Source organism: Candidatus Methylomirabilis sp., from assembly GCF_028716865.1.
GTDB lineage: Bacteria > Methylomirabilota > Methylomirabilia > Methylomirabilales > Methylomirabilaceae > Methylomirabilis.
Window position 1 is genome coordinate 1 of record NZ_JAQUOY010000047.1, and the last position, 10,235, is coordinate 10,235.

Below are 10,235 nucleotides of genomic sequence, written 5' to 3' on the forward strand. Positions count from 1 at the left end.
GGCGCTCAAGCTCTACATCCGCTTCTACAACCACCACCGCCTGCACTCTGGCATTGACTACCACACGCCGGAAGAGTATGAGGGATTGGTGACGTGAAGTCGTGTCCACTTTTTCGGGGGAAGATCCTTGTGCTATCGACGATGGAGTAGCCGCAGTCCAGCTCTTCGTCGCATGTTGAGACGGAGATGCATCCCGCGGATTAGGAATAGGGTGCGATGGATTTCGAGGAGATGGGGCAGGAGTGATAGAATCGGATTGTCGGGTTACGCTACGCTAACCCGACCTACGATGCTATTGGGCGTGAAAGAGGGGTATGTGGCAATACGCAGTGAAGGTGTTGATCACGGCAGCAGTGGTCGTCGCAGTTTCTGAGCTTGGGAAGCGTAGTTCGTTCTGGGGCGCGTTGCTGGCGTCCCTGCCCCTCACGTCTCTTCTCGCCTTTATCTGGCTCTACATTGGTACGGGCAACACTCAATCTGTCGCAGCGCTGTCGCAGAGCATCTTTTGGCTGGTACTGGCTTCGCTCCCACTGTTCCTGGTCCTGCCGTTTCTTCTTCGCTCGGGCGTCGCGTTTTGGCCTGGTTTCGGCGTCGCCTGCGCGCTTACGGTCGGCGCATACATTGGACTCATGTGGCTCTTGGAGCGTTTGGGTGTGAGCCTGTAGGTTCCGCCCAATCAGACATTGAAGCGGATCGTCATGATGTCGCCGTCGGCCACGAGGTACTCTTTCCCCTCAAGCCGCAGTACCCCTTCGTTTCTGGCCGCTGCCAGCGACCCGCAGCGGATGAGCGCCTCATAGGCCACCACCTCTGCTCTGATGAACCCCTTTTCCAGATCACTATGGATAGCCCCGGCCGCCTGCAGCGCCGTTGCGCCTTGAGGGATCATCCATGCCCGCACCTCGTCGCTGCCGACGGTAAAGAACGTCGTGAGGCCCAGGAGGTCATAGCAGGCCTGGCGCAGTCGCGGCGCCGCGGAAGCCCCCAGACCGAGCTCAGCACAGAAGGCGCTTGCTTCATCGGGGCTCAGGTCAGCCAACTCAAGTTCCAGCTTGGCCGATATGGCTATTGAGGCAGGCCGGAAACTCCCCATCGCCGGCTGGGCCTCAAGCTCGTCGGGTTCTCCGCCGGCCTCTTCACCGGTATTGACCACTAAGAGGCTCGGCTTGGCCATAAGGAACTGAAAGCCGCGAAGCAGGCGCTCCTCTTCAGCGGTCAGTGACATCCCCCGTAGCGGCTGTTCCTCTTGCAGCGCGGCGTAACACCGCCTCAAGAGGGCCAGCTCCTGAGGACTCTCGGCCTTTTTCCCTTTTCGGAGCGCCTCTTCGATCCTGGCGATTCGCTTCTCGACCACATCCAGATCGGCCAATACCAACTCGGCTTGCAGTGTCGCCGCGTCCTTGGCCGGATCGACCCGCCCTTCGATGTGGGGAACCCGCTCGTCCTGAAAGGCTCGAACGACCATGAGAAGGGCAGTAGCCTGCCGCATCTGGGGGAGGAGCTGTCCGCCAGGGCTGGTGGGTTTACCCGATTCTTTCACGAGTGGGGCGAAGTCCACGAGCTCGAAGCTGGCAGGTGTGAGCTTTTTTGGCTTGAACATGAGTGCCAGACGGTCAAGGCGAGGATCGGGGACCTTGACCACAGAGATCGAGGCCTCCCCAAGCTGGCCCGCTTGGTGGCTTGGCTGGCCGTGGGTCAGCAGCCGGTACACGGTGCTTTTGCCGGAGGCCGGCAGTCCAATAATACCGATTCGCATCTGGTTTCTCCCCCGAATAAAGTCTTCCTGGTAGGCCGCTCATGCAGCCTTGTCACAGTATCACAGGCTTAAGGGTGCGCGCCACTAAAACCGCCTCGCTTGTGTGCTTTTGAATTGAATTTTCCCCGACCTGTGGTAAGCTCAAGGACCGATGAAGGCCTACCTGGATATCGAAACCTCGTTCGATGGCGCCATCACGGTGGTGGGCCTGTATACTACCGACCGTGGCCTGGTCCAGTTGATCGGCGCCAAGATCAGCGATGTCACAGTCTGGCAGGCGCTTGAAGGCGTGCAGACGATCTGTACGTACAACGGCAGCCGCTTCGATCTTCCGGTAATCCGCCGCCGACTGGGCCTCGACCTTTGCGAGGCGTTCCAATCCCACGATCTGATGTATACATGCTGGCGATATGGTTTATACGGCGGGCTGAAACGGGTGGAGGAGCAGCTCCGCATCTCCCGGCGTTCGAAGGGGATTGATGGTATGGAGGCGATGCGGCTTTGGTCCCGATACGAGGATGGCGGTGACCAGGAGGCGCTGCAGATGCTCCTTACTTACAACAGCGAGGATGTGCTGAACCTGCCGGTTCTCGAAGCGCGGCTCATGGAGATCGAAGGCACGTATGCGCGTCGCGATTAAGACCTTGGGGTGTCGACAGAATCAATCTGAGAGCGATGCGCTCCAGGAGTCGCTACGACGGGATGGGTACACGGCGGTCGGTCCAGACGAAGCGGCCGATCTGTTCATCATCAACACTTGCACCGTGACGCAGGAGGCCGACGCCGACTCGCGACAGATGATCCGACGGGCGATTCGCCGTAATCCGTCGGCTCGTGTGGTTGTGACGGGCTGCTATGCCCAAGCGGCTGCCCGGGAGGTTGCGGCGATCCCTGGTGTCGATCTGGTCGCAGGCAATGGCGAGAAGGCACAACTGCCTGCGCTGATTTCGGGTCTGCGTGACAAGCGGTCGCCGCTCATTGCCGTCGGCGATATACAGCGAGCCGCCCGCTTTAGCCCGCTTCCGCCGCCGGTCGGCGCTGCTCGGAGTCGGGCGTTGCTCAAGGTACAGGACGGTTGCAATTATCGTTGCACCTTCTGTATTGTGCCGGAGACACGTGGGCCGAACCGGAGTCAGCCGAACGATGCCGCATTGCGCGACCTGCGGGCCCTCGTGGAGGCCGGCTATCCGGAGGTGGTCCTGACCGGGACGCATCTGGGCACGTACGGGCGCGACCTGTCGGTCGGCAGTTCCATTGCCGGATTGGTGGCCCGAATGTTGGAGGCGGCGGCACCCGCGAGGCTGCGCTTGAGCTCACTCGATCCGCACGAGGTGGGGGAGGAGCTGATCGGCTGCTTTGGCCGCTTCGGGAACCTCTGCCGCCACCTGCATCTGCCGCTACAGAGCGGCGATGAGACAGTTTTGAAGCGCATGCGGCGAGCGCACACGGCCGATGATTTTCGCCGGCTGGTGGAACGGCTCACTGAGGCGGTCCCGGGGATCGCCATCGGAACCGATGTCATTGTCGGCTTTCCAGGCGAGGGTGACGCAGAGTTTGAGCAGACCTACCGGCTGCTCGAAGGTCTACCGATCGCGTATTTGCATGTGTTCAGCTACTCACAGCGGAAGGGAACCGTTGCGGCCTCAATGCCGGACCAGGTTCCCAAGGATGTAAGAGCTGCCAGGAGCGCTGCCCTCCGGACGCTGAGTGATGCGAAATGGCGCGCATTTCGACAGACACAGGTGGGACAGTCGTTCGCGGCTGTCGTCCTGGACGGGCGGGATGCGCGAACCGGGCGGCTGCAGGCGCTGACTGACAACTATATTACGGTACGACTCGACAACGCTGAGGAGGGTATCGGCCGCATGGTCGATCTGAGCATCGAGGCGGTGAGCGAGCGGGAGACCGTTGGCCGCTTGCGCGCGCGAGACGCAAACGGCTTCATACCAACGTCGGAGGGAAGATGGCTCAGGGGCTGATCGGTATCATCGGCGGCAGTGGGCTGTACGAAATAGATGGACTCGAGCGGGTCGAGGAGCGGCGCGTCGAGACCCCCTTCGGGGCGCCGTCGGATGCCTACATCATCGGGTCTCTGGCAGGGCGACGGGTGGCGTTTCTCGCGCGGCACGGACGCGGCCATCGCCTGATGCCATCCGAGCTGAATTTCCGGGCGAACATCTTCGGGTTCAAGCTCCTGGGCGCGGAGCGGGTAATCTCCGCCTCGGCGGTGGGCAGCATGCGCGAGGACCTCCCGCCTCTGGATATTGTCATTCCGGATCAGTTCTTTGATCGCACGAAGGGGCGGGCCAGCACCTTCTTCGGGCGTGGCCTCGTCGCGCATGTAAGTTTTGCTGATCCGACCTGTCCGATTCTGGGAAAGTTACTGTTCGTTGCCGGGCAGTCGGTGGGAGCTCGAATGCATCTCGGTGGTACATACCTATGCATCGAGGGGCCGCAGTTCTCGACCAGGGCCGAGTCGCGGATCTATCGAAGCTGGGGAGTGGATGTCATCGGGATGACCAATCTGCAGGAGGCAAAGCTCTGCCGCGAGGCCGAGATCTGCTATGCGACGCTGGCCCTGGTGACCGATTATGATGTCTGGCACGAGACAGAGCAGGATGTATCGGTGGAGGCGGTGGTGGCGATCCTGAAGCAAAACGCCGAAACCGCCAAGGCCATCATCAAGGCCACGGTGGCGTCGTTTCCAACCGGCAGGGAAGGCTGCTCGTGCGGGAGCGCGATGCACGATGCGATTATTACCGCTCGCGATATAATCACCGCCGACATTCCGGAGCTGCTGCGACCGATTATTGGGAAGTATGTTCAGTAAGGTGCGAGGTAAAGCATGAGTAGTATCCTTGTTGTCGGTTCGGTTGCGCTTGATTCCGTTCGCACGCCATTCGGTGATGCGAAAGAGGCATTGGGGGGCTCGGCCACGTACTTCTCAGTCGCGGCCAGCTTCTTTGCGGATGTTCGGGTTGTGGCCGTAGTGGGGGAGGATTTTCCTGAAGAACACCTCGCGTTTCTGAAGAGCCGGTCGATTGATCTTGAAGGGCTGGTGCGGGTCCCGGGGCGTACCTTCCGGTGGACCGGAGAGTACGGGTTCGATCTGAACGAGGCGAAGACACTAGAGACGCAACTCAATGTCTTTGCAGCGTTTCAGCCGGAGATCCCCAAGGCGTACAAAGAGAGCGACCTGGTCTTCCTGGCCAATATCGATCCTGATCTGCAACGGAAGGTCCTTAGCCAGGTAAGTTCGCCAAGGTTGGTGGCGGCCGATACAATGAACTACTGGATCGGTGGGAAGCCCGAGGCGCTCCGGGAGACCCTGAAGTTGGTGGATATCCTGCTGATCAACGACGCCGAGACTCGGCAGCTTGCCGACCAGCCGAACCTGGTTCGGGCCGCCCAAAAGGTCCTGAGCTGGGGGCCGACCTCACTGGTCATCAAGCGAGGGGAGTACGGCGCGCTGATGGTCCGAAAGGGCGGATGGTTTGCCGCGCCGGCGCTCCCCCTCGATTCTGTGTTTGACCCGACAGGAGCGGGTGATTGTTTTGCCGGCGGCTTCATCGGGTATCTGGCCAACACGATGAATTTCGAGGAGGCGAACATCCGAAAGGCAATCGTGATGGGGTCGGTCATGGCCTCTTTTAACGTCGAGGCATTTTCACTCGATCGCTTACGACGGCTGACCTATCCTGAAATTGAGGCGAGATACAAGGCGTTCAAGCGCCTCGCGCAGTTTGAAGACCTGTAGGCTGAAGGGGAGAAGGGGATGGCAAATGAGCGCCATAAGGATAAGTTAGAAGAGCTGTGCCAACGGCGCGAAACCGCCCTGCAAGGCGGCGGGCAAGAGCGCGTCGATCGACATCACCAGTCTGGGAAGCTGACGGCGCGCGAACGCATCGACGTGCTCCTTGATCCGGGGAGCTTCACCGAGCTGGACGCCTTCGTCACCCATCAGTGTCATGACTTTGACATGGATCAGCAACGGATCCCTGGCGACGGGGTCGTCATCGGATACGGGACGATCGATGGGCGACAGGTCTACGTCTTTGCCCAGGATTTCACCGTGTTCGGCGGCAGCCTGAGCGGGGCCCACGCCGCCAAGATCTGCAAGGTGATGGATCTGGCCATGAAGATGGGCGCTCCGATCATCGGTCTGAGCGATTCGGGTGGAGCCAGAATCCAGGAGGGGGTCGTCTCGCTGGCGGGGTATGCCGATCTGTTTCTTCGTAATACATTAGCTTCGGGGGTGATTCCGCAGATCGCGGCCATCATGGGACCATGCGCCGGCGGCGCGGTCTATTCGCCGGCCCTAATGGACTTCGTCCTCATGGTCCGCCACACCAGCCATATGTTCGTGACGGGACCTGATGTGATCAAAACTGTCCTGCACGAAGAGGTGAGCTTCGAGGAGCTTGGTGGCGCGATGACTCATAATGCCACGTCTGGCGTTGCCCATTTTGCTGTCGATTCGGAGCAGGAGTGCCTGGCTTCGATCAGGGAACTCCTCTCGTACCTCCCGCAGAATAACCTGGAAGACTCGCCTCGCTGTGAGTCCCGGGACGATCCGGAGCGGCAAGAGGATGCCTTGAACGCCCTTATCCCGGACAACCCCAATAGACCGTACGATATGAAGGAGTTGATCCGCATGGTGGTGGACGACGGCGAGTTCCTCGAGGTTCAGGAACACTTTGCCCAGAATATGGTGGTTGGCTTTGGGCGTCTGGATGGACAGTCGGTCGGATTTGTCGCTAACCAGCCCGCCGCGCTGGCCGGATGTCTCGACATTGGCTCCTCCGTCAAAGCGGCCCGCTTCATTCGCTTTTGCGATGCCTTCAATATCCCCATCATTACCCTGGAGGATGTCCCTGGCTACCTCCCTGGTTCAGCCCAGGAATACGGCGGTATCATCAGGCACGGCGCGAAGCTGTTGTACGCCTATGGGGAGGCCACGGTACCAAAGATCACTGTCATTGTGCGGAAGGCGTACGGGGGCGCCTATTGCGTGATGGGCAGTAAGCATATGCGGGCCGATATCAACTTCGCCTATCCGACCGCGGAGATCGCTGTTATGGGACCCGAGGGAGCGGTGAACATCCTGCATAAGCGAAAGATGGCTGAGGAGGCTGATGTCGCCTCGTTCCGTGCGGAAAAGGTGGCGGAGTTCCGTGATAAGTTTGCCAATCCGTACATTGCTGCAGAGCGGGGCTACATCGATGAAGTGATCGAGCCGAAAGAGACTCGTCCAAAGTTGATCAGGGCACTCAGGTCGCTTCGGACAAAGCGCGAGACGAACCCTCCAAAGAAACACGGGAATATCCCCCTTTAAGGACAGGGTAGAGGGTGTAGGCCCTATACCCTGGTACTTAGCATGTTTAACAAGATCCTGATTGCGAATCGTGGAGAGATTGCGGTTCGGGTGATTCGTGCCTGCCGCGAGATGGGTATCGGCACGGTGGCGGTCTACTCGGAGGCCGACCGAGCTGCGCTGCACGTCAGGTTGGCCGACGAGGCGTATCTGATCGGTCCAGCCCCTTCCCCTCAGAGTTACCTCAAGATTGACCGGATCATCGAAACCGCAAAGATGGCCGGTGCGAAGGCCATCCATCCAGGCTATGGCTTCCTGTCGGAGAATGCGGAGTTCGCCGGGCGGTGCGAAGAAGAAGGACTGGTATTTATCGGTCCTTCCTCTCACGCCATCCGTGCGGTAGGCGGCAAGACTTCCGGCCGGAGTCTGGCGAGCAAGGCCGGTGTCCCTGTTGTCCCTGGGACGATCCGAGACCTCACCGATGGGGAAGTGCTCCAGGCGGTCCGAGAGCTTGGCCTGCCCGTGGTCCTCAAGGCCTCCGCCGGAGGGGGCGGAAAAGGGATGCGAATCGTCTCCACCGAGGCAATGCTCGGCAGTGCCCTCCGGGCTACCCGATCCGAAGCCTCCTCCGCATTCGGCAATGCGGCCATCTATGTGGAGCGGTATCTGGGCGCTGCTCGCCACATCGAGATGCAGATCATGGCCGATAGACGCGGCAATGTGGTGTATCTTGGAGAGCGCGAATGCTCGCTGCAGCGGCGTCACCAGAAGGTCATTGAGGAGGCGCCCTCGCCCTTTGTTGACGCTGACCTGAGGCGTCGGATGGGAGAGGCGGCGGTAAAATTGGCCAAGGCCGTCGATTACACGAACGCCGGGACGATGGAATTCCTGGTCGATCCGTCCAAGAATTTCTATTTTCTGGAGATGAACACGCGCCTGCAGGTTGAGCATCCGGTCACCGAGATGGTCACCGGACTTGATTTGGTGAAAGAGCAGATCCGGATTGCCGCCGGGGAGCCGCTCTCAGTGCGGCAGGATGAGATCCAGTTGCGCGGCCATGCGATCGAGTGTCGTATTTACGCCGAGGACCCGTTGAGCAACTTCATGCCGTCGCCCGGACGAATCCGGGCGCTGCGCACGCCCGGCGGACCCGGCCTCAGGATCGAGAGTGCGATCTATGAGGGCTGCGACGTTCCGATCTACTATGATCCCATGATCTCAAAACTGATCGCCTGGGGACGGGACCGTAGCGAGGCGATGGAGCGGATACGACGCGCGCTGGCTGAGTATGTCGTGCTCGGCGTAAAAACGAACATCCCATTTCACCAACAGGTCCTCAGCCTTCCGCAGTTCGCTGCAGGCCAGATCCATACGGAATTCCTGGAGAGCTGGCTGGCCAAAGGTCTGAAGCCGGAGAACGGGGCCTTCGCTGAGATCGCACTGATCGCTGGGGCCCTCTATCTTCATACCAGGCGGCGCGCAGCCCCCTCGACTATCGGGCAGGGCGACCAGGTTCAGAGTGCATGGAAGCTGGCCGCCCGTCACGCCGGGTTGCGACAACGATGACCTATTCCGCTGATCTGTATGGTAGACGGCATAGGCTTGCGGTGAAAGGGACGGGATCGCCAGTGCCGGTTCAGATCGACGGAAAGACCTATGAGGTCGACTTTAGTCCTGTTGACGGCAGTCTCCTCTCGCTTCTCGTCATGGGCCGCTCCTACGAGGCCGATGTGGTCGAGGAGGGGGAGGGGATCCTGGCGGTCTGGGTAGAGGGCGAACTGTACCGAATTGAGTATCAGGATGAGGGGCGTCGTCCTCGAAGAAGTAGTAGCGTGACAGACCAAGGCATGAGAGGCCGCCAGATGATTGTGGCCCCGATGCCGGGAAAGGTTGTGGCGTTACTCGTCTCATCAGGGCAAGAGGTCAGTGCGGGCCAGGGAGTGGTCGTCATCGAGGCGATGAAGATGGAAAATGAGCTGAAAGCTTCCGGGGCTGGGGTCATCAAAGAGATCAAGGTGCAGGAAGGAGCCGGTGTCAGCGGAGGCGATGTCCTGGTTGTGATTGAGTAAGCGATATAGACGACGAAGAACACATGACAAAGCTTAAGCGCGAGTTCGATGGCTGGCAGGTGAACGTCCTACAGCCTGTCCTCACGCGCACCCCGGAGCAGAAGCAAGAGTTCCGGACAAGTTCCCGCATCGAGGTGAAACGCCTCTACACCCCCCTAGATCTTACCAACCATGACTATCTGGAGCGACTGGGATTCCCGGGTAGCTACCCGTATACCCGCGGTGTGCGACCGACGATGTATCGAAGTCGCCTCTGGACCATGCGGCAGTACGCCGGCTATGGCGTTGCGGAAGCCGCCAACCGGCGATTCCACTTTCTGCTTGAGCAAGGCGAGACGGGGTTGTCGGTAGCCTTCGATCTGCCCACCCAGCTCGGATATGATGCAGATGATCCGATGGCGGCCGGTGAGGTGGGCAAGGTGGGCGTCGCCATCGACTCCCTGGCCGATATGGAGACGCTGCTGCGAGGCATTCCTCTCGACCGGGTGAGTGTCTCCATGACCATCAATGCCACTGCGGCCATCCTGCTGGCGATGTATGTGGCCGTGGCCAAGCGACAGGGCGTCGCGCCGGATCGACTTTCGGGAACCATCCAGAACGATATTCTCAAGGAATATATTGCCCGGGGGACCTATATCTTCCCGCCCGGATCTTCCATGCGTCTGGTGACCGATACGGTTGCTTACTGCGCAGCCCATCTGCCGCGCTGGAACGCCATCAGCGTCAGCGGGTACCATATTCGGGAGGCGGGCTCGACGGCGGTCCAAGAGGTCGCCTTCACGCTGGCCGACGGCATCGCCTATGTGGAGGCGGCGGTCGCCGCCGGGCTGGACGTGGATCGCGTTGCCTCGCAGCTCTCGTTTTTTTTCAACGCCCATAGCGATCTCTTTGAGGAGATCGCCAAGTTCCGGGCGGCTCGTCGCCTCTGGGCAACGATCATGCGTGGGCGGTGCGGAGCGCGCGATCCGAGGTCGTGGATGCTGCGCTTTCATGCGCAGACCTCCGGCGTGAGTCTCACGGCGCAGCAGGCCGAGAACAATCTGACCCGCGTCGCATTGCAGGCCATTGCTGCGGTCCTTGGCGGGGTCCAGTCGTT

General features: G+C 60.3%; 10 protein-coding genes. 9 read left to right on the forward strand and 1 reads right to left on the reverse strand.

Features of this window, described 5'->3' with window-relative positions; genetic code table 11:
* Positions 1-314 precede the first annotated feature (314 nt).
* Complete coding sequence (locus PHV01_RS12550) at positions 315-665, forward strand: DUF3147 family protein (protein ID WP_337291498.1); 351 nt, start codon at positions 315-317, stop codon at positions 663-665.
* 11 nt (positions 666-676) lie between these two features.
* Here PHV01_RS12550 and ychF read toward each other — a convergent pair whose 3' ends face one another.
* Positions 677-1,756: a redox-regulated ATPase YchF gene (gene ychF, locus PHV01_RS12555; protein ID WP_337291499.1), complete on the reverse strand. Its 1,080-nt coding sequence runs from the start codon at positions 1,754-1,756 to the stop codon at positions 677-679.
* Positions 1,757-1,907: 151 nt separating this feature from the next.
* On the opposite strand from ychF, the gene PHV01_RS12560 reads away from it, so the two are divergent.
* The 8 genes from PHV01_RS12560 to PHV01_RS12595 all read left to right on the forward strand — a co-directional run.
* Positions 1,908-2,396, forward strand: a complete 489-nt coding sequence (locus PHV01_RS12560; RefSeq protein ID WP_337291500.1) for a ribonuclease H-like domain-containing protein — start codon at positions 1,908-1,910, stop codon at positions 2,394-2,396.
* Entirely contained in the window at positions 2,380-3,735 is a 1,356-nt protein-coding gene (gene mtaB / locus PHV01_RS12565; protein ID WP_337291501.1) for a tRNA (N(6)-L-threonylcarbamoyladenosine(37)-C(2))-methylthiotransferase MtaB, read from the forward strand. The genes PHV01_RS12560 and mtaB overlap by 17 nt, the downstream gene beginning before the upstream one ends.
* A complete protein-coding gene (mtnP, locus tag PHV01_RS12570; RefSeq protein WP_337291502.1) occupies positions 3,720-4,586 on the forward strand; it encodes an S-methyl-5'-thioadenosine phosphorylase in 867 nt (288 codons plus the stop codon). The genes mtaB and mtnP overlap by 16 nt, the downstream gene beginning before the upstream one ends.
* Positions 4,587-4,601: 15 nt before the next feature.
* Positions 4,602-5,513, forward strand: coding sequence for a PfkB family carbohydrate kinase (locus tag PHV01_RS12575; RefSeq protein WP_337291503.1), 912 nt, complete (start codon positions 4,602-4,604; stop codon positions 5,511-5,513).
* Between the two features lie 18 nt (positions 5,514-5,531).
* Complete coding sequence (locus PHV01_RS12580) at positions 5,532-7,091, forward strand: carboxyl transferase domain-containing protein (protein WP_337291504.1); 1,560 nt, start codon at positions 5,532-5,534, stop codon at positions 7,089-7,091.
* Positions 7,092-7,133: 42 nt separating this feature from the next.
* The gene (gene accC, locus PHV01_RS12585; RefSeq protein WP_337291505.1) at positions 7,134-8,636 is read left to right on the forward strand and encodes an acetyl-CoA carboxylase biotin carboxylase subunit; all 1,503 of its coding nucleotides are present in this window, start codon (positions 7,134-7,136) and stop codon (positions 8,634-8,636) included.
* The gene (locus tag PHV01_RS12590; RefSeq protein WP_337291506.1) at positions 8,594-9,139 is read left to right on the forward strand and encodes a biotin/lipoyl-containing protein; all 546 of its coding nucleotides are present in this window, start codon (positions 8,594-8,596) and stop codon (positions 9,137-9,139) included. Before accC ends, PHV01_RS12590 begins: the two co-directional genes overlap by 43 nt.
* A 23-nt stretch (positions 9,140-9,162) precedes the next feature.
* Positions 9,163-10,235, forward strand: a 1,073-nt coding sequence (locus PHV01_RS12595; protein WP_337291507.1) for a methylmalonyl-CoA mutase family protein, incomplete at its 3' end; no start/stop codon positions are given.

Bases quoted from the DNA above. Each gene is read 5' to 3' on its own strand.
- accC (WP_337291505.1), top strand. From the start codon at position 7,134: ATGTTTAACAAGATCCTGATTGCGAATCGTGGAGAGATTGCGGTTCGG.
- PHV01_RS12550 (WP_337291498.1), top strand. From the start codon at position 315: ATGTGGCAATACGCAGTGAAGGTGTTGATCACGGCAGCAGTGGTCGTC.
- mtnP (WP_337291502.1), top strand. From the start codon at position 3,720: ATGGCTCAGGGGCTGATCGGTATCATCGGCGGCAGTGGGCTGTACGAA.
- PHV01_RS12575 (WP_337291503.1), top strand. From the start codon at position 4,602: ATGAGTAGTATCCTTGTTGTCGGTTCGGTTGCGCTTGATTCCGTTCGC.
- ychF (WP_337291499.1), bottom strand. From the start codon at position 1,756: ATGCGAATCGGTATTATTGGACTGCCGGCCTCCGGCAAAAGCACCGTG.
- PHV01_RS12580 (WP_337291504.1), top strand. From the start codon at position 5,532: ATGGCAAATGAGCGCCATAAGGATAAGTTAGAAGAGCTGTGCCAACGG.
- PHV01_RS12590 (WP_337291506.1), top strand. From the start codon at position 8,594: ATGGAAGCTGGCCGCCCGTCACGCCGGGTTGCGACAACGATGACCTAT.
- mtaB (WP_337291501.1), top strand. From the start codon at position 2,380: ATGCGCGTCGCGATTAAGACCTTGGGGTGTCGACAGAATCAATCTGAG.
- PHV01_RS12560 (WP_337291500.1), top strand. From the start codon at position 1,908: ATGAAGGCCTACCTGGATATCGAAACCTCGTTCGATGGCGCCATCACG.